The 18,184-nt window shown below is 70.7% G+C and carries 19 protein-coding genes; 5 read left to right on the top strand and 14 right to left on the bottom strand.

The features are described 5' to 3' along the window. The coding region (locus tag GPY60_RS24285) for an alanine dehydrogenase (RefSeq protein ID WP_197283814.1) at positions 1-612 on the top strand (612 nt) is incomplete at its 5' end. Positions 613-615: 3 nt separating this feature from the next. Here the strand turns inward: GPY60_RS24285 and bla are convergent. From bla to GPY60_RS24255, 6 genes are all read right to left on the bottom strand, one after another. Beyond that, positions 616-1,518 (bottom strand): class A beta-lactamase, encoded by a 903-nt coding sequence (bla, locus tag GPY60_RS24280; protein ID WP_156690248.1) that lies wholly within the window; start codon positions 1,516-1,518, stop codon positions 616-618. 5 nt (positions 1,519-1,523) lie between these two features. Continuing rightward, positions 1,524-2,546, bottom strand: coding sequence for a nitronate monooxygenase (locus GPY60_RS24275; RefSeq protein ID WP_156690247.1), 1,023 nt, complete (start codon positions 2,544-2,546; stop codon positions 1,524-1,526). Between the two features lie 61 nt (positions 2,547-2,607). Beyond that, positions 2,608-3,966, bottom strand: a complete 1,359-nt coding sequence (locus tag GPY60_RS24270) for a M16 family metallopeptidase (RefSeq protein WP_156690246.1) — start codon at positions 3,964-3,966, stop codon at positions 2,608-2,610. Next, positions 3,944-6,247: a polyribonucleotide nucleotidyltransferase gene (locus tag GPY60_RS24265; RefSeq protein ID WP_156690245.1), complete on the bottom strand. Its 2,304-nt coding sequence runs from the start codon at positions 6,245-6,247 to the stop codon at positions 3,944-3,946. The genes GPY60_RS24270 and GPY60_RS24265 overlap by 23 nt, the downstream gene beginning before the upstream one ends. A gap of 307 nt (positions 6,248-6,554) precedes the next feature. After that, positions 6,555-6,824, bottom strand: a complete 270-nt coding sequence (rpsO, locus tag GPY60_RS24260) for a 30S ribosomal protein S15 (protein ID WP_085181336.1) — start codon at positions 6,822-6,824, stop codon at positions 6,555-6,557. Between the two features lie 128 nt (positions 6,825-6,952). Beyond that, positions 6,953-7,927, bottom strand: coding sequence for a bifunctional riboflavin kinase/FAD synthetase (locus GPY60_RS24255; RefSeq protein WP_156690244.1), 975 nt, complete (start codon positions 7,925-7,927; stop codon positions 6,953-6,955). A 92-nt stretch (positions 7,928-8,019) separates the two neighbouring features. Between GPY60_RS24255 and mntR the strand changes: the two genes are divergently transcribed. Next, positions 8,020-8,724, top strand: coding sequence for a manganese-binding transcriptional regulator MntR (gene mntR, locus GPY60_RS24250; protein ID WP_156690243.1), 705 nt, complete (start codon positions 8,020-8,022; stop codon positions 8,722-8,724). Positions 8,725-8,822: 98 nt separating this feature from the next. Here mntR and GPY60_RS24245 read toward each other — a convergent pair whose 3' ends face one another. From GPY60_RS24245 to GPY60_RS24230, 4 genes are read right to left on the bottom strand one after another with little or no spacing between them, the layout of a single operon-like run. Further along, positions 8,823-10,013: a lipid-transfer protein gene (locus GPY60_RS24245; RefSeq protein WP_156690242.1), complete on the bottom strand. Its 1,191-nt coding sequence runs from the start codon at positions 10,011-10,013 to the stop codon at positions 8,823-8,825. Between the two features lie 40 nt (positions 10,014-10,053). After that, positions 10,054-10,935 (bottom strand): tRNA pseudouridine(55) synthase TruB, encoded by an 882-nt coding sequence (gene truB / locus GPY60_RS24240; RefSeq protein ID WP_156690241.1) that lies wholly within the window; start codon positions 10,933-10,935, stop codon positions 10,054-10,056. After that, positions 10,932-11,630: a 4'-phosphopantetheinyl transferase PptT gene (gene pptT / locus GPY60_RS24235; RefSeq protein ID WP_156690240.1), complete on the bottom strand. Its 699-nt coding sequence runs from the start codon at positions 11,628-11,630 to the stop codon at positions 10,932-10,934. Before pptT ends, truB begins: the two co-directional genes overlap by 4 nt. Further along, on the bottom strand, positions 11,627-12,592 hold the full coding sequence (locus GPY60_RS24230) for a metallophosphoesterase family protein (protein ID WP_156690239.1): 966 nt from the start codon (positions 12,590-12,592) through the stop codon (positions 11,627-11,629). Before GPY60_RS24230 ends, pptT begins: the two co-directional genes overlap by 4 nt. Before the next feature lie 175 nt (positions 12,593-12,767). Between GPY60_RS24230 and GPY60_RS24225 the strand changes: the two genes are divergently transcribed. Together GPY60_RS24225 and GPY60_RS24220 are read left to right on the top strand one after the other, a co-directional pair. Next, positions 12,768-13,310, top strand: coding sequence for a DUF3558 domain-containing protein (locus GPY60_RS24225; protein WP_156690250.1), 543 nt, complete (start codon positions 12,768-12,770; stop codon positions 13,308-13,310). Between the two features lie 27 nt (positions 13,311-13,337). Beyond that, the gene (locus GPY60_RS24220; RefSeq protein ID WP_156690238.1) at positions 13,338-15,053 is read left to right on the top strand and encodes a CocE/NonD family hydrolase; all 1,716 of its coding nucleotides are present in this window, start codon (positions 13,338-13,340) and stop codon (positions 15,051-15,053) included. Here GPY60_RS24220 and GPY60_RS24215 read toward each other — a convergent pair. Continuing rightward, positions 15,012-15,569, bottom strand: coding sequence for a DUF1802 family protein (locus GPY60_RS24215; protein ID WP_156690237.1), 558 nt, complete (start codon positions 15,567-15,569; stop codon positions 15,012-15,014). The two genes, GPY60_RS24220 and GPY60_RS24215, sit on opposite strands and share 42 nt — an antisense overlap. Next, entirely contained in the window at positions 15,566-15,829 is a 264-nt protein-coding gene (locus tag GPY60_RS24210; protein ID WP_156690236.1) for a DUF2277 domain-containing protein, read from the bottom strand. Before GPY60_RS24210 ends, GPY60_RS24215 begins: the two co-directional genes overlap by 4 nt. Before the next feature lie 156 nt (positions 15,830-15,985). On the opposite strand from GPY60_RS24210, the gene GPY60_RS24205 reads away from it, so the two are divergent. Further along, positions 15,986-16,735 carry an enoyl-CoA hydratase gene (locus GPY60_RS24205; RefSeq protein ID WP_156690235.1) on the top strand — a complete coding sequence of 250 codons (750 nt, stop codon included), beginning with the start codon at positions 15,986-15,988 and terminating at the stop codon, positions 16,733-16,735. A 16-nt stretch (positions 16,736-16,751) separates the two neighbouring features. Here GPY60_RS24205 and GPY60_RS24200 read toward each other — a convergent pair whose 3' ends face one another. Together GPY60_RS24200 and GPY60_RS24195 are read right to left on the bottom strand one after the other, a co-directional pair. Next, positions 16,752-17,504 carry a DUF5642 family protein gene (locus GPY60_RS24200; protein WP_231639813.1) on the bottom strand — a complete coding sequence of 251 codons (753 nt, stop codon included), beginning with the start codon at positions 17,502-17,504 and terminating at the stop codon, positions 16,752-16,754. After that, positions 17,459-17,695 carry a hypothetical protein gene (locus tag GPY60_RS24195; RefSeq protein ID WP_156690234.1) on the bottom strand — a complete coding sequence of 79 codons (237 nt, stop codon included), beginning with the start codon at positions 17,693-17,695 and terminating at the stop codon, positions 17,459-17,461. Before GPY60_RS24195 ends, GPY60_RS24200 begins: the two co-directional genes overlap by 46 nt. Positions 17,696-18,184: the final 489 nt, after the last annotated feature.

Raw genomic sequence — 18,184 nt, 5'->3', positions numbered from 1 at the left:
GCCGACGTGGTCGTGATCGGCGCGGGCACGGCCGGCTACAACGCCGCCCGGGTGGCCGCCGGGATGGGCGCGTCGGTCATGGTCTTCGACGTCAACATCAACAAGCTCCGGCTGCTCGACGCGGAGTTCGGCGGGCACGTCAGCACCCGCTACTCGTCGGTGCTGGAGCTGTCGGGCGCCCTGAAGCGCGCCGACCTGGTGATCGGTGCGGTGCTGGTGCCCGGCGCCAAGGCCCCGACGCTGGTCCCCAATTCGCTTGTCGCGCAGATGAAGAGCGGTGCCGTGCTGGTCGACGTCTCCATCGACCAGGGTGGCTGCTTCGAGGATTCGCGCCCGACCACCCACGACCGCCCGACGTTCGCCGTGCACGACACCCTGTTCTACTGCGTGGCGAACATGCCCAGCGCGGTGCCCAAGACCTCCACCGTCGCGCTGACCAACGCCACCATGCCGTACGTGCTCCGCATCGCCGACCACGGGTGGGTTGCCGCGTGCCGGTCGGATCCCGCTCTGGCGAAGGGACTTTCGACGCACGACGGGGCGCTGCTGTGCGAGCGGGTGGCCGCCGACCTCGGTTTGCCGTTCACCGACCCGGCGAGCGTATTGGCCTGAGGATCAACCGGTTCCGGTCAGCCACGGCAGGACCGCGCGGGTGACCTCGGCGATGAGCGCCGGCAGCGGCGCGGCGACGGGGTTCGCCGACGCCGAGCGCGTCATCAGCGCCAGCAGCACCCGCCGCCCGTCGGGGCCGTAGGCGATGCCGACGTCGTTGGTGCTGCCGTAGGCGCCGGAGCCGGTCTTGTCCGCGGTCGTCCACCCGGGCGGCAGGCCGGCGCGCATGGTCGACGTGACGTTGGCGCGCATCCAATCCTCCAGCTGCCGGCGCTGCGCCTCACCGAGAACGGTTGCGGTGAGCAGGCTTTGAATCCCCTCCCCCAGCGCCCGCGGCGTGCTGGTGTCGCGCGGATCACCGGGTGTCGCGGTGTTGAGATCGGTCTCCCAGCGGTCGAGCCGGGTGCGGTCGTCGCCGATCGAGCGCGCGAACTCGGTGACGGCCGACGGCCCGCCGATGGTCTGCAGCAGCAGGTTGGCGGCGGCATTGTCGCTGCGCTGCAACGCCGCCGCGCACAGCTCGGCCAGCGCCATGGTGCCGCCGGCCCGCGACTCGGTCACCGGGGAGTTGGGCAGGAGCTTCGCCGGGTCGATGACCACGGGCTGCCGCAGGTCCACGTCGCCGCGCTGCGCCAGTTGCAGCACCCGGGCGACGGCGTAGGCCTTGAACGTCGAGCACATCGCGAACGGGTCGCCGTCGCGGTGCGCCACCGCCCGTCCCGTCGCCGCGTCCGCGGCGAAAACCCCCACCTGGGCGTCGTACTCACGCTCCAGCCGGTCGAGCCGGTCGTAGACGGCGGCGGAGTCGGCCCCGGGAGCCGGCCGCGCCGGGGCGGTCCCGCACGCGGCCAAAGCGGGCGCCGCCACGGCCACCGACAGCAGCCGCCGGCGCGACACCGCCGGCACGGGCGCTAGACGCCGAGGCCGGCGACGATGTCGGCCGCCGGCCCGGTCTTGGCCTGGCGGAACGCCGTCCCCGCCCACAGGGTCATCCCGTTCGGGTCCTCGACGGCGGCCGCCGCCTCGCGGATCGGCAACGTCATCTGGTTGACCTCGGGGTAGCCGAGCGGGGCCACGGTGTCGAGCATGCGGATGAACTCGTTCTCCAGGCCGCGGGCGTACCGTCCCGAGAAGGCGCGCGACACGATGGTCTTGTTGAACAGCTGGTTCTTCATGGCGGTGCGGTGCGCGGGGTTGGTGCCCGCCTCGTCGGACAGCAGCAGCGCGGTGCCGACCTGCGCGGCCACGGCGCCCCGGCGCAGCACGCCCTCGACGTCCTCGGCGGTGCCGAGGCCGCCGGCCGCGATGATCGGGACGTCGCGGTGGGTGCGGTGGATGCGGTCGATCAGGTCGTGCAGCGACTCGGTGCCAGGGTCCATGTCGGGGGCGAAGGTGCCGCGGTGCCCGCCGGCGTCGGGCCCCTGCACCACCAGGCTGTCGGCGCCGGCGGCGATGGCCACCCCGGCTTCGTACGCCGACGTGACCGTGATCATCACCAGCAGGCCGAGCGCGCCCAGCCGCGCGATGACATCGGGCGACGGCACGCCGAAGGTGAACGACACCAGCTCCGGGCGCAGGTCGGCGACCACCTCGAGCTTGCGCTGCCAGTCGTCGTCGTCGCCGAACTCCGGACGGCCCACCTGGACCTGGTAGTAGTCGGCGATCTCCTCGAGTTCGTCGGCGTAGTAGTCCAGCGCCACCCAGTCCGCGACGCTGGGCTGCGGCACGAACAGGTTCACCCCGAGCGGTCCGGTGGTGGCCGCGCGGGCCGCCGTGATGTCCTCGGCGAACTCCTCGGCGCTGACGTACCCGCCCGCGATGAACCCGAGCCCGCCCGCATTGGACACCGCCGCGGCCAGCGCCGGGGTGCCCGGACCGCCGGCCATCGGCGCGCCGACGATGGGCACCGCGATGTCCCAGAAGCCGAGTACCATGCGGGCTAGTTCGCTGACGGCGAGCGCCGGAACGGCGCGAGTGTGGAAGCGGACATGCGGGTTAAGATACCATCGCCCGAAGTTGTTGGGGCAGTGATCGTTTCGAGGCATACGGGCCCAGGACCGCGGCGCCGTAACGCTGGCCCAGCAACCGGTGGGCCACCGCGTTGACCTCGTCGACGGTCACCTCGTCGATCCGCCGCAGGCTCTCCTCGATGCTGCGCTGCCTGCCGTAGTTCAGCTCGTTGCGGCCCAGCCGGCTCATCCGGGAGCTGGAGTCCTCGAGCCCGAGGACCAGCCCGCCGCGCAACGAGCCCTTGGCGATGCGGCACTCGGCCTCCGAGATGCCGTCGCGCGCCACCGATTCGAGGACATCGGCGGTCACCTGCATCACCTCGGCGAAGCGCTCGGGCAGGCACGCGGCGTACACCGACAGCGCGCCGCTGTCGGCGAAGGTGTCCAGCGCGGAGTAGATCGAGTAGGCCAGGCCGCGGGACTCGCGAACCTCCTGGAACAGCCGGGAGCTCAGCCCCCCGCCGAGCGCGGTGTGCAACACCGACAGGGCCCAGCGGTGCTCCCAGGTGCGTCCCGGCGTGCGGACACCCAGCGACACGTGCGTCTGCTCGGAGTCGCGGTTGCCGAGCGTCAGCCCCGGGCGCCCCGGCACCCGTCCGGCGCCCTTGCGCGGGGCCACCGGCTGCCGTCCGCGCACCAAGTGCGGGCGGAAGTGCTCGCGCACCAGCGCGACCACCTCGGCGTGGTCGACGTTGCCGGCCACCGCGACGACCATCCGCTCGGGGGTGTAGCGCCGCACGTGGAACGAGTGCAGCTGGGTGCGCGTCATCGCCGACACCGACCGCACGCTGCCGATCACCGGGCGGCCCACCGGGTGGTCGCCGAACAGCGCGGCCAGGAACAGGTCCCCCAGCGCGTCCTCGGGGTCGTCGTCGCGCATGGCGATCTCCTCGAGGACGACGTCGCGCTCCAGCTCGACGTCCTCGGCCGCGCAGCGCCCGTTGAGCACGACGTCGGCGACGAGGTCGACGGCCAGCGCGAGGTCGGCGTCGAGCACGTGCGCGTAGTAGCACGTGTGTTCCTTGGCGGTGAAGGCGTTGAGCTCGCCGCCGACGGCGTCCATCGCCTGGGCGATGTCCACGGCGGTGCGGGTCGGGGTCGCCTTGAACAGCAGGTGCTCCAGGAAGTGCGCGGCCCCGGCCACGGTCGCGCCCTCGTCACGCGACCCGACATTGACCCAGACGCCGACCGACGCCGAGCGCACCGCAGGGAGGTGTTCGGTGACCACCCGCAGGCCGCCCGGCAGGGTGGTGCGCCGAATGCCCTTCTGCTCCGAGTTAACCTCGGCCATCTGCTTGCCGCGGCGCAGCGCCGCGGCGCGGTCAGCTGCTGGCGGTCGCGGCATCGGCCGGCGCTGCGGAGTCGGCGGCTCCCGCGTCTGGGGCGCCGCCGGCCGATTCGGCCGAACCCTCTTCGGCCACCAGGACCAGCGAGATCTTGCCCCGCTTGTCGATGTCGGCGATCTCGACCCGCAGCTTGTCGCCGACGTTCACCACGTCCTCGACCTTCGCGATCCGCTTGCCCTTGCCCAGCTTCGAGATGTGGACCAGGCCGTCGCGACCCGGCAGCAGCGAGACGAAGGCGCCGAAATCCGTTGTCTTGACGACGGTTCCGAGGAACCGCTCGCCGACCGTCGGCAACTGCGGGTTCGCGATCGCGTTGATCCGGTCGATCGCGGCCTGCGCCGAGGGACCGTCGGTGGCGCCGACGAACACGGTGCCGTCGTCCTCGATGGAGATCTGGGCGCCGGTTTCCTCGGTGATCGCGTTGATCACCTTGCCCTTGGGCCCGATGACCTCGCCGATCTTGTCCACCGGGACACGGATCGTGGTGACGCGGGGCGCGTACGGGCTCATCTCGTCGGGGCCGTCGATGGCCTCGGCCATGACCTCGAGGATGGTCAGCCGGGCGTCCTTGGCCTGCTCGAGCGCGCCCGCCAGCACCTGCGACGGAATCCCGTCGAGCTTGGTGTCCAGCTGCAAAGCGGTGACGAAGTCCTTGGTGCCCGCGCACTTGAAGTCCATGTCGCCGAACGCGTCCTCGGCGCCCAGGATGTCGGTGAGGGTGACGAAGCGGCGTTCGGTTCCGCCGCCCTCCACCTCGACGTCGTCGGACACCAGACCCATCGCGATGCCCGCCACCGGCGCCTTGAGCGGCACGCCGGCGTTGAGCAGCGCAAGCGTGGACGCGCACACCGAACCCATGGACGTCGAGCCGTTGGAGCCGAGCGCCTCGGACACCTGCCGGATGGCGTAGGGGAACTCCTCGACGGTGGGTAGCACCGGGATGAGGGCACGCTCGGCCAGCGCGCCGTGCCCGATCTCGCGCCGCTTGGGCGAGCCGACGCGACCGGTCTCACCGGTCGAGTACGGCGGGAAGTTGTAGTGGTGCATGTAGCGCTTGGACGTCTCGGGCCCCAGCGAGTCGATCTGCTGGGCCATCTTCATCATGTCCAGGGTGGTGATGCCCAGGATCTGGGTCTCGCCGCGCTCGAAGAGCGCGCTGCCGTGCGCCCGCGGGACGACGGCCACCTCGGCGCTCAGCGCCCGGATGTCGGTGATGCCGCGGCCGTCGATGCGGAAGTGGTCGGTGAGGATGCGCTGGCGGACCAGCTTCTTGGTCAGCGAGCGGAACGCAGCGCTGACCTCCTTCTCGCGGCCCGCGTAGGTCCCGGATTCGCCGGCCAGCCGCGCGACCACCTCGGCCTTGAGCTCGTCGGTGCGCGCGTCGCGCTCGGCCTTGCCGCCGATGGTCAGCGCCTTGGCCAGCTCGTCGGTGGCCACCGAGGCGACCGAGTAGTAGACGTCGTCCTGGTAGTCCGGGAACGTCGGGAACTCGCCGACGGGCTTGGCGGCCGCGTCGGCCAGCTCCTGCTGGGCGGTGCACAGCGCGGCGATGAACGGCTTCGCGGCCTCCAGGCCTTGCGCCACAACGCTTTCCGTCGGCGCCTGGGCGCCGCCGTCGACCAGCTCGATGACCTTCTCGGTGGCCTCCGCCTCGACCATCATGATCGCCACGTCTTTTGCGTCACCCTCGCCGACTATCCGGCCCGCGACCACCATGTCGAACACGGCGCGCTCGAGCTGCTCGACGGTCGGGAACGCGACCCAGGTGCCGTCGATCAGCGCGACCCGCACGCCCCCGATGGGACCCGAGAACGGCAGCCCGCTCAGCTGGGTGGACGCCGAGGCGGCGTTGATCGCCAGCACGTCGTACAGGTCGTTGGGGTCCAGGCTCAGGATCGTGACGACGACCTGGATCTCGTTGCGCAGCCCGGAGACGAACGACGGGCGCAGCGGGCGGTCGATGAGCCGGCAGGTCAGGATGGCGTCGGTCGAGGGACGGCCCTCGCGGCGGAAGAACGAACCGGGGATGCGGCCCGCGGCGTACATCCGCTCCTCGACGTCCACGGTCAGCGGGAAGAAGTCGAAGTGCTCCTTCGGGCTCTTGCTGGCGGTGGTCGCCGACAGCAGCATGTTCTCGTCGTCGAGGTAGGCGACCACGGAACCCGCGGCCTGCTGGGCCAGCCGGCCCGTCTCGAAACGCACGGTGCGGGTGCCGAAGCTCCCGTTGTCGATGGTGGCGGTCGACTCGAACACGCCTTCGTCAATTTCAGCTACAGACATTGGTGTCCGTATGGCCTCTCTGGGTATTCAGCTATTTCGCGCGCCTTTACGCGACCCGGAGAGCAAGAGTCTGAATGCGGCTACGGCCATCGATCGAAGCGGCCGACCTGCCCCAGATCCGGAGAGCCCGGCAGCCACTACCGAGGACCGCCCGATGCAGACTGGGCTACTCCTGTCGTGACACGCTGGAACGGCGCGCGCGGATCTGCGCGAACCGCACCGTGTGCTCGGGCCGAATCGGCCCAGAACGAACCCACTCTACACGGGCCGCCTCGGCCCGCCAGCAGGCCCGGGCGGTCTGCCCGGGTCAGCGACGCAGGCCGAGGCGCTCGACCAGCGAGCGGTATCGCTCGACGTCGACCTGCGACACGTACTTCAGCAACCGGCGACGACGACCCACCAGCAGCAGCAACCCGCGCCGGGAGTGGTGGTCGTGCTTGTGCACCTTCAGGTGCTCGGTCAGGTCGGCGATCCGCTTGGTCAGCAGCGCGACCTGCGCCTCCGGCGACCCGGTGTCGGTGTCGTGCAGGCCGTAGGTGCCCAGGATTTCTTTTTTCTGCTCGGCAGTAAGCGCCACGAAACTATCTCCATCAATCGGTCCGCGATCAGGAATTTCAGGGCGCGGCCACCGCGAACCGCAGCACGCGCCGTTGTCGACCGGCAGTTTAGCAGCGGTTCGGCCGCCGCTCACAAACGTGCAAGCCGTCAACCGGCCGACAGCAGCCCCCGCGCGCGCTCGATGTCCTTCTCCATCGCCGTGACGAGATCGCGGACCGCGTCGAACTTGCGCTGGCCGCGGATGCGCCCGACGAAGTCCAGGGCGACGTGCTGCCCGTACAGGTCGGCGGTGTTGTCCAGCACGAACGCCTCGACGGTGCGGGTGCGCCCGGAGAAGGTCGGGTTGGTGCCCACGGACACGGCGGCCTGGTAACGCTCGCCCGGGATGACGGTGCCGGTCACCGGACCGTGCCCGAGCACCGTGAACCACGCGGCGTACACGCCGTCGGCCGGGATGGCCGAATACATCGGCGGCGCCACGTTCGCCGTGGGAAAGCCCAGCTCGGCACCCCGCCCGTACCCGCGGACCACGACGCCCTCGACGCGGTGCGGGCGGCCGAGCGCGTCGGCGGCCGCGACGACGTCACCGGCGTCCACGCAGGAGCGGATGTACGTCGCGGAGAACGTCACCGTCTCGTTGCTGTGGTGCTCGGACAGCAGCGACATCGACTCCACCGCGAACCCGAACCGCTCGCCGGCGCGGCGCAGGGTCTCGACGTTGCCCGCCGCCTTCTTCCCGAAGGTGAAGTTCTCGCCGACCACGACCTCCACCACGTGCAGGTGTTCCACCAGCAGCTCGTGGATGTAGCGGTCGGGCGTGAGCTTCATGAAATCGCTGGTGAACGGCATGACCAGGAAGACGTCGATGCCCATCTCCTCGACGAGCTCGGCGCGGCGGGTCAGCGTGGTGAGTTGCGCCGGGTGGCTGCCGGGATAGACCACTTCCATGGGGTGCGGGTCGAACGTCATCAGGACGCTCGGCACGTTGCGGGCGCGCGCGGCCTTGACCGCGTGCGCGATCAGCTCGGCGTGGCCGCGGTGCACACCATCGAACACCCCGATGGTGAGCACGCATCTGCCCCAGTCCGATGGGATCTCGTCTTGGCCGCGCCACCGCTGCACGATGGCAAGCCTACGGCCCCGACCCCGCCCGCGTGGTACGAGATGCGCCGCCCACGCCCATCCAGGCTTGGTTTGCCTAAACTCTGTAGGTTGTGAGGGCTGACGACGGGCCTGGCGGTCTCACCGCGGTCGGCCAGGACTACCTGAAGGTCATCTGGAATGCCCAGGAGTGGTCACCGGAAGGCGCCCCGCACAGGGTCAGCACCAAGATGCTGGCCGAGAAGATCGGGGTGTCGGCCAGCACGGCCTCGGAGTCGATCCGCAAACTCGCCGAGCAGGGCCTGGTCGACCACGAGAAATACGGCGCCGTCACCCTGACGGAGGCTGGACGGCGGGCGGCCCTCGAGGTGGTCCGCCGGCACCGGCTGCTGGAGACCTTCCTCGTCAACGAACTCGGTTACGGCTGGGACGAGGTGCACGACGAGGCGGAGGTCCTCGAGCATGCGGTGTCCGACCGGCTCGTGGCGCGCATCGACGCCAAGCTGGGGTTTCCCAGGCGCGACCCGCACGGCGACCCGATCCCCGCTTCCGACGGGCGGGTGCCCACGCCCCCGGCGCGGCAGTTGTGGGCCTGCTCCGACGGCGAGGCCGGGACGGTGGCCCGCATCTCCGACGCCGACCCCGAGATGCTGCGCTATTTCACCGACGTCGGCATCAACCTCGATTCGCGGCTTCGGGTCGTGACGCGCCGCGAGTTCGCCGGCATGATCTCGGTCGCGATCGAGTCGCGCGACGGCGCGGAGACGACCGTCGACCTGGGCAGCCCGGCCGCCCGGGCCATCTGGGTGGTGGCCTAGCTCAGCGTCTCGTCGAGCGTGCATTCACTGCGACTTTCAGCGCGAATTCTCGCGCTGAGTGCACATTCGGCGCAGAAGGCGCTGTCGCTGCCGCAGACCTAGCGTTCGGCGCGCTGGTAGGCCGTGACGACGGCGGCGCCGCCCAGCCCGATGTTGTGTTGCAGCGCCGCGGTGACGCCCTCGACCTGACGCTTGTCGGCCGTGCCCCGCAGCTGCCAGGTCAGCTCGGCGCACTGCGCCAGCCCGGTCGCGCCCAGCGGGTGGCCCTTGGAGATCAGGCCGCCGGACGGGTTGACCACCCAGCGCCCGCCGTAGGTGGTGTCGCCGTTGTCGATCAGCTTCGGCGCCTCCCCCGCGCCGCACAGGCCCAGCGCCTCGTACAGCAGCAGCTCGTTGGCGGAGAAGCAGTCGTGCAGCTCGATCACCTGGAAGTCCTCGGGACCCAGGCCCGACTGGTCGTAAACCCGTTGCGCAGCTTGCACATTCATGTCGTAGCCGATCAGGTTCTTGGCGCTGCCGTCGAAGGTCGACGCGAAGTCGGTGGTCATGGCCTGGCCGACGATCTCCACCGCCTGGCCGGCCAGTCCGTGGCTGTCGACGAACGACTCCGAGGCCACGATCGCCGCCCCCGAACCGTCCGAGGTCGGCGAGCACTGCAGCTTCGTGAGCGGGTCGGAGATCATCCGCGACGCCAGGATGTCCTCGAGCGTGTAGGACTCCTGGAACTGCGCGTACGGATTGTTCACCGAATGCTTGTGGTTCTTATAGCCGATCTTGGCGAAATGCTCTGCCGTGGTGCCGTATTGCTTCATGTGCTCGCGGCCGGCGGCGCCGAACATCCAGGGCGCGATGGGCAGGGCGAACTCGTCGATCGCGGCCATCGCCTTGACGTGCTTGCCCATCGGCGATTCGCGGTCCTCGGCGCCCCCGCTCAGCGCGCCGGGCTTCATCTTCTCGAAGCCGAGCGCGATCGCGCAGTCGGCGATGCCGCCGCGGACGGCCTGCGCCGCCAGGAACAGCGCGGTGGACCCCGTGGAGCAGTTGTTGTTGACGTTGACGATGGGGATGCCGGTCATGCCCAGCTCGTAGAGCGCGCGCTGACCCGACGTCGAGTCGCCCGCGACGTAGCCGACGTAGCCCTGCTCGACCTCGCGATAGTCCACCCCCGCGTCCTCCAGCGCCTTGGTCCCCGACTCCCGCGCCATGTCCGGGTAGTCCCAGCCCTCGCGGCGGCCCGGCTTCTCGAACTTCGTCATCCCGACGCCGACGACGTAAACCTTGTTGGACATACTGTGGCCCTTTCGGTGAGGCGATCCGCCCAGGGTATGCCTACAGCGTCGCCGGGCGTAACACCACCACCGACTTGGTCTTCGGCCCCTCGTCGCGCAGCAGCGCGATGACCCGGCCGTCGGGGTCGCAGGCGGCGTAGATGCCGTCCACGCCGGCCGGCGTCAGCGCACGGCCGTGACGGGCCGACTCGGCCTCCCCGGCGGAGAGGTCGCGGCGCGGGAACACCGCCAGGCACGCCTCGTCGAGGCTGTAGGTGAGCCGGGGGTCGTCGGCCAGGTCCTCCAGGGACCGCGCGCGGTCGAGGCCGAAACGGCCGACGCCGGTGCGCCGCAGCGCGGTCAGGTGACCCCCCACCCCGAGCGCGGCCCCGAGGTCGCGGACCAGCGCGCGGACGTAGGTGCCCGACGAGCAGTCCACCTCCACGTCGACGTCGACAAGGTCGCCGTGCCGCCGGACGTCGAGCACCTCGAACCGGTCGATCCGGACGGGGCGCGCCGGCAGGGCGACGTCATGCCCCTCGCGTACGAGCCGGTATGCCCGCCGGCCGCCGACCTTGATGGCGCTCACCGACGACGGCACCTGCTCGATGTCGCCGCGCAGCCCGGCGACCGCCCCGGCGATCTGCTCGGCGGTCACATGCCCGGCCGAAACGCGTTGCAGCACTTCGCCTTCGGCGTCCTCGGTGGTCGTGGTCTCGCCCAGGCGGACGGTGGCGGCGTACGACTTGGACGCGGCCGTCAGCAGGCCCAGGATCTTGGTCGCGCGCTCGACGCCAATCACCAGCACGCCGGTGGCCATCGGGTCGAGCGTCCCGGCGTGCCCGACCTTGCGGGTGCCGAAGATGCGCCGGCACCGGCCCACGACGTCGTGACTCGTCATCCCGGCGGGCTTGTCGACGATAACGAGACCCGCCGCGCTCATAGCACGATCGCGGTGAGCACCAACCCCCGCTCCACCGACCAGCGGCCCCGCAGCGCGGTCAGCGGCGGGCCGGACAGCGCCTCCGGATCGATCAGAATCTTGGAGACGAAGACGCCGGTGGTGGTCCCGTCGGGCGGGTCGAGGTCGAACACGATGTGCGCGTCCTCGAAGCCCAGCCACCGCTTGGTCAGCGGGAACCAGGCCTTGTACGTCGCCTCCTTGGCGCAGAACAGGATTCGGTCCCAGTGCAGGCCCTTGGGCAGGGCGGCAAGCTCGTGGCGTTCCTCGTCGAGGCTGATCGCGTCGAGCACGCCGGCGGGCAGCACGTCGTGCGGTTCGGCGTCGATGCCCACCGAGCGCACCGCCGCCTCGCGCCCGACCACCGCGCCGCGGTAGCCCGTGCAGTGCGTGAGGCTGCCGACGACGCCGTCGGGCCAGCACGGTTCGCCCTTGTCGCCCTTGAGGATCGGGGCGGGCGGCACGCCCAGTTGGCCCAGCGCCTGGCGCGCGCAGTGCCGGACGGTGATGAACTCGTTGCGCCGCTTGGCCACCGACTTGGCGATCAGCGGCTCCTCCTCGGGCATCGGGGCCAGCCCGGGCGGATCGGTGTAGAGCTCCGCGTAGGCGAGGTCGTCGGCCCCCGAACCGAGCAGCGTGTCGGGCAGGACCGACGACACGAGCGTGCGGGCGGTCATCGCTCCTGCCGCTGCCGCAGGCGCTCGCGGAATTTCGTTGCCTGCTGGCGCATCTCCGCGGTGATCACGAAGTGGCCCCCGAAGTCGTTGAGATAGCCCGGCGGGTACTGGGGATCGGGCAGCACCTGCCGCAGCCAGCCAAAGGGCTTGCGGCGCCGCCACTCCCGCGGATAGCCGACCGACACCTCCTCGAAGCGCACGTCGTCGTACCAGGTGGTCCGCGGTATGTGCAGGTGCCCGTAGACCGAGCACACGGCGTTGTAGCGGGTGTGCCAGTCGGCGGTCTTGGTGGTCCCGCACCACAGCGAGAACTCCGGGTAGAACAGCGCGTCGCACGGGTCACGCACCAGCGGGAAGTGGTTGACGAGCACCGTCGGGTTGATCCAATCCAGCTGTTCGAGGCGGGCCTGCGTGGCGGCCACCCGCTCGCGGCACCACGCGTCGCGCGTCGGGTACGGCTCGGACGACAGCAGGAATTCGTCGGTGGCCACGACGTTGCGCTCGCGCGCGATGGTCAGGCCCTCGGCTTTGCTGGACGCCCCCGCGGGCAAGAAGCTGTAGTCGTAGAGCAGGAACATCGGCACGATCGTGGCCGGGCCGCCGCGCTCGGTCCACACCGGGAACGGGTGCTCGGGCGTGACGATGCCCAACTCGTCACACATGTTGACCAGGTAGTCGTAGCGCGCCTTGCCGAAGATCTGCATGGGATCGCGGTTGGTGGTCCACAGCTCGTGGTTGCCCGGGACCCAGATCACCTTGGCGAACCGCCGCCTCAGCAGGTCGAGCGCCCACCGGATTTCGTCCGTGCGTTCGGCGACGTCACCGGCGACGATCAGCCAGTCCTCGGGCGACGAAGGGTGCAGCGATTCGGTGACCGGCTTGTTGCCGAGGTGACCGGTGTGCAGGTCCGAGACGGCCCACAGCGTGGGCTGTGCGCCGTTCGTCGATTCCTGCCGGGCCATGAACATCCACCCTAACGACCCCCGCGGGACGGGCCGTTCGCACGGCCCGCTAGAACATGTTCAGGTTTCCCTGTGACCGCGAGCGTGTGACTTGTACACTCCGGCAAAGGGACCGCCGAGGCGTCAGGGGTGTCAGTTGGTCAGTGTGCGACTGGTCGGGGCGCTGGGCGCGCTCATGACCGCGGTGGTCGGGGGGGCCGCGGGCTGGCACGGCGCGCCGGCGGGGACGAGCGGGCCCGGGCCCGTCGACCTGCGCTCGACCGCCGCGCCGATGGAAACGACCATGAAGAGCCCCATCGTGGCCACCACGGACCCGCGGCCGTTCGACGCGTGCGAGGACATCCCGCTCGACGTCATCCAGCGGCTCGGTCTGGGGTTCACGCCGCCCGAACACGAGGACGGGCTGCGCTGCCACTTCGACGCGGGCAACTACCAGCTGGCCGTCGAGCCCATCGTCTGGCGCACCTACGACCAGTCCCTACCCGCCGACGCCGTCGAGACCACCATCGCCGGCCACCGCGCCGCGCAGTACTGGGTGATGAAGCCGACGTACCACAACAGCTACTGGTACTTCTCCTGCATGGTCGCGTTCAAGACCAGCTACGGGGTGCTCAACCAGGCGCTGTACTACTCGACGATCTACTCCAACCCCGACGTCGACTGCATGCAGACCAACGTGCAACGCGCCAACGACCTCGCGCCGTACTACAAGTTCTAAGCCCACCGGCGTCCTAACCTGGGCCCTGTGACTATCACGTCGATCCGCCGAGCGCGGCCCGAGGCGCTCGCCCTGCGACGGTTCGCCGGCAAGGCGCTGAGCCGAATGCTCGGCCTGCCGGGGCCCACCACGAACTACGCCGTCAGCCGCGAGCTGGTGCCGATGCGCGACGGGGTCGACCTGGTGGCCGACCATTACGCACCGGAGACGCCCGCGCCCGCCGGGACGGTCCTGGTCCGCGGACCCTACGGCCGCGGGTTCCCGTTCTCGCACGTGTTCGCCCGGTTGTACGCGTCCCGTGGCTATCACGTCGTGCTGCAGAGCGTGCGGGGGACGTTCGGCTCGGGCGGGGTCTTCGAGCCGATGGTCAACGAGGCCGACGACGGCGCCGACACGGTGGCGTGGTTGCGCGAACAGCCCTGGTTCACCGGCCGATTCGCGACGATCGGGGTGTCCTACCTGGGCTTCACCCAGTGGGCGCTGCTCAACGACCCGCCCCCGGAGCTGGCCGCGGCCGTCATCACAGCCGGCCCGCACGACTTCAGCGCGTCGACCTGGGGCACCGGGGCGTTCACCATCAACGACTTCCTCGGCTGGAGCCACATGGTCGCCCAGCAGGAGGACCCGAGGCGGCTGCGCCTCGCGCTGCGGCAGCTGCGGTCGCCCCGCACGGTGGAGCGGGCCGCCGCCGAGCTGCCGCTGGGCGAGGCGGCCAGGGTGCTGCTCGGCGAGGGCGCGCCCTGGTTCGAGTCCTGGATCGAGAATGACGACGTCGACCATCCGTTCTGGGACTCGCTGCGGTTCCCGGAGGCGCCGGACCGCGTCGGAGTGCCGGTGCTGCTGCTGGGCGGCTGGCAGGACATCTTCGTCCGGCAGACGATCGAGCAGTACCTGCGGCTGCGCGGACGGGACCAGGCCGACGTCGCACTCACCGTCGGGCCGTGGACGCACACGCAGCTGCTCACCAGGGGCCTCGCCGTCGGCGTGCGCGAGTCGCTGGACTGGCTGGACGCCCACCTGGGCGGGTCCGGCGCCCCGCGCCGCCCGAGCAGGGTGCGCGTGTACGTCACCGGCCAGGGCTGGCGCAATGTGCCCGACTGGCCCCCGGCCACCACCGAGCGCGCGCTGTTCCTGCGGCCGGGCGGCTACCTCGACGAGACGGCGCCGATGGGCCTGAAGCTGGCGCCGGCCACGTTCCGGTACGACCCCGCCGACCCGACGCCCACGATCGGCGGCCCCCTGCTGTCGGCCAACGGCGGGTACCGCGACGACAGCAGCCTCGCGACGCGCGACGACGTGCTGACGTTCACCACCGCCACCCTCACCCGCGATCTGTGCGTCTACGGCAGGCCCGCCGTCGAGCTCGCGCACAGCGCGGACCATCCGCACGTCGACCTGTTCGTGCGGGTCAGCGAGGTGGACGCCAAGGGCCGGTCGCGCAATGTCAGCGACGGCTACCGGCGGTTGGAGGTCACGGGAAAGACCAGAAAGACCGTGCGCGTGGAACTCGACGACATCGCACACCGCTTCCGCACAGGCTCCCGCATCCGCCTGCTGATCGCGGGAAGCTGGTTCCCCCGCTACGCCCGCCACCTGGGCACCGACGAGCCGGTGCTGACGGCCCGGGAGTCCAAGCCGGCCATTCACTCCGTGCGCTACGGCCGCTCGCGACTGCTGCTCCCGGTTGGGGCCGCCGACCTGTCAGCCGACCGCGTCGCGGACCCGGGCGGCGACCTCGCCTAAGGTCGCCTCGTCGTGCACCGGCGCCCCGAGCGCCGGCCGCAGCGGGAGCTGAACCCAGCTGGTGCACCCGGCGTACTCGGGAGCGCGGGGCATCCGCGCCGGCTCGGCCAGCGGGATCGCCGACACCACCAGGACGGCGAGCTTGTGCTTGGGGCGGAAGTCGAGCCGGTCGGCGCGCACCGACTCGGGCGTCCAAATATGCAGGTCCTCGATGGCGGCGAGCCCGTCAGGGCGGTTGACCTCAAGCGCCGCAACGACTTTCGCGGCGGCCCGGATGACCACGTGGTCGTCGGTGCTGTCGGCGGCCGCCGAGTCCAGCAGCCGGCGGTGCTCGGGCCGCACCCGCTCGGCGTGGCTGTGCGCAACCGTCGGGAACAGCAGGAACTCGCGCGCCGCCACGTCGAACCGCTTCTCGCCGATGCCGCCCTTGCGCAGCAGCACCCGCTGACGGCCGTCGAGCAAGGCGTGCACGACCGCGCTCCACTCCTTGAGCGCGGGCTGCGTCGTCGACGTCACCGCGCCAGCCGGGCGATCACCTCGGGCCGGCGCAGCGGCGGAACGGTCTTGGGCGGCTGGCGCCGCGGCGGCAGGGCGGCCAGCAGGCGGGTGGTCGTCTCGGTCACCTCGGCGACCGCCGCCTCGAACGCGTCGGCGTTCGCCGTCGTCGGGCGCGTGATGCCGCTGACCTTGCGCACGTACTGGCGCGCCGCCGCCGCGATCTCAGCGGGCGTGGCCGCGGGCTCCAGGCCGCGCAATTCCGTGATGTTCCGGCACATGCCCACCACGATAGGCGCGGGCCTTGCTCACTTCAGCCGCATAGCGAGCCTGCGCTCAGCGCGTGGATTTCGGCGCGCGGGCGCGCTGGGCGCAGGTTCGACGCGCTGGGCGCAGGCTCGGGCATGCCACCGGACCGCTCTGACTACGGTTGCCCTATGACCGACGACATCCTTCTGATCGACACCGACGAGCGGGTTCGCACGCTGACCCTCAACCGGCCGCAGTCCCGCAACGCGCTGTCGGCGGCGCTGCGGGACCGGTTCTTCGCGGCGTTGAGCGACGCGGACGCCGACGACAGCGTCGACGTGGTCATCGTCACCGGCGCCGACCCCGTGTTCTGCGCGGGACTGGACCTGAAGGAGCTGGGCGGGCAGTCGGCGCTGCCGGACATCTCGCCGCGCTGGCCGGCGATGACCAAGCCCGTGATCGGCGCCATCAACGGCGCCGCCGTCACCGGCGGTCTCGAGCTGGCGCTGTACTGCGACATCCTCGTCGCCTCCGAACAAGCCCGCTTCGCCGACACCCACGCCCGTGTGGGGCTGCTGCCCACCTGGGGGCTGAGTGTGCGGTTGCCGCAGAAGGTCGGGGTCGGCCTCGCCCGGCGCATGAGCATGACCGGCGACTACCTGTCGGCCGCCGACGCCCTGCGCGCCGGCCTGGTGACCGAGGTCGTCCCGCACGACCAGCTGCTGGCGGCGGCCCGCCAGATCGCGGCGTCGATCGTCGGCAACAACCAGAACGCCGTCCGGGCGCTGCTCGCGTCCTATCACCGGATCGACGACACGCAGACCAGCGGGGGGCTGTGGCTGGAAGCCATGGCCGCCAGGCAATTCCGGACGTCGGGCGACGACATCGCGGCCAACCGGGACGCCGTGCTGCAGCGCGGCCGCTCGCAGGTGCGCTGAGCCGGCCCGACGGGCCCTACCGGCCGCGGACGGCGCACGTGGCCTTGACGAGCAGCCCCGACAGCAATTGCGGCGGGTCCAGCTGTTTGTCCGCGCTGCCCATGACGACGACGGTCGTCTGGTCGTCCAGCGCCGCGGTGAAGATGTAGTCGGGGTCTTCGGCGTCGACCGGACTCAGCCTCACCCCCGTCGTCGTGACACCGTCGATCGCGGGACCTCCGATCCTCTCGGCGGTGCCCGCCGCCTGCGGCGAGCCGGACAGCGACACCCGATCGCAACCGGCCGGCGCGGCGGTGGCCGGGACCGGTTGTGGCAACCGGAGGGCGACGACATAGATCCTGCCCTGGTCGCCCTGCCCCTGGACGCCGGCCGCCTGCGTGCCGACGGAGGGTTCGGCGTAGGGCGGGATGATCAGCGGCCGGCACTGCGGCGGGTTCACCGGCGCCTTGGTGAAGACCGCGACGCCGGAGCCGTCGATGTCCTGCTGACTGAGCGTCTTCGCCGGACGGGCTTCGGGGTTGAAGCCCGCCGGGAAGTCGCCCTTGACGTCGCCGACGCGGGCGATGTCATATCCGGTGGACGCCGCAGGCGCCGCCTGGCCGGAGGCGGGCGCCCGCGACGGAGCCGGCGACGGGCCCGCGGGCTTGCCCGCCTCCGGCTGCCCGCATGCGGCGAGGACGACGGCCGCGCCGAGTGCCGCCGCGGGGCCCGCGATTCGCCGGATCACCAGAACCACCACCAGCGGTGGAACAAGCGGTGGTGCAGCCACCAGTCCGGCATGGGCGCGTTGTCGAAACCCACCGCCATGGGCGCGTCCGCCGGCGCGGCGGTCGACGCCGGACCGGGAGCGGGCGTCGCCTGAGCGGTCCCCGAAGCCCCGAAAAGCAGCCCGCCGGCCACCGCGCCTGCGCCCACCGCACCCACTACCGCGCGGCGCACCGAATTACTCGAAATAGACATCTCGGCTCCTTCGTCACAATTATCTGACCGACTTTGATGACGGCACTTTATCGCCCGGGCGCAATCTCCGGCAATTCGAAAACGGATTGAAAAGAAATTCATAGGAAAGGGTTCGACGCGCAGCTCGAGGTGGAGATCCGTAGTTCAGTACTTGCGTCATGCCTGCTAACCGTACCTACTGACCTACTGATACTGAAGTCAGTAACTACGGGACTTCACCTCCCAGCAGTGCGTGAAAAATGCCCGAATTATCGCCATTCAATTCGGCGGCGGTCGAAATTGAATTGTTCGACGGAATTGGCGCGGTGCGCTTTCAAGAACCGCGCGCCACGACTTGGCGCACATCGCCCGGTACTGAGATACTGACACCGCTGAGATAGACGACCCGAGGAGGCGCGCCGTTGAATGCCGACCCCTTCCCTGCCGGTGCGAAACGGTTTCGCCCGCCCGCGGACCGGCTGGTGCCCGCTGACGCGCCGGCGCCCACCC

Source organism: Mycobacterium sp. Marseille-P9652 (genome assembly GCF_902652685.1).
GTDB lineage: Bacteria > Actinomycetota > Actinomycetes > Mycobacteriales > Mycobacteriaceae > Mycobacterium.
Note: the sequence above shows the minus strand (reverse complement) of the source record. Positions and strands in the feature narration are given on the sequence as shown.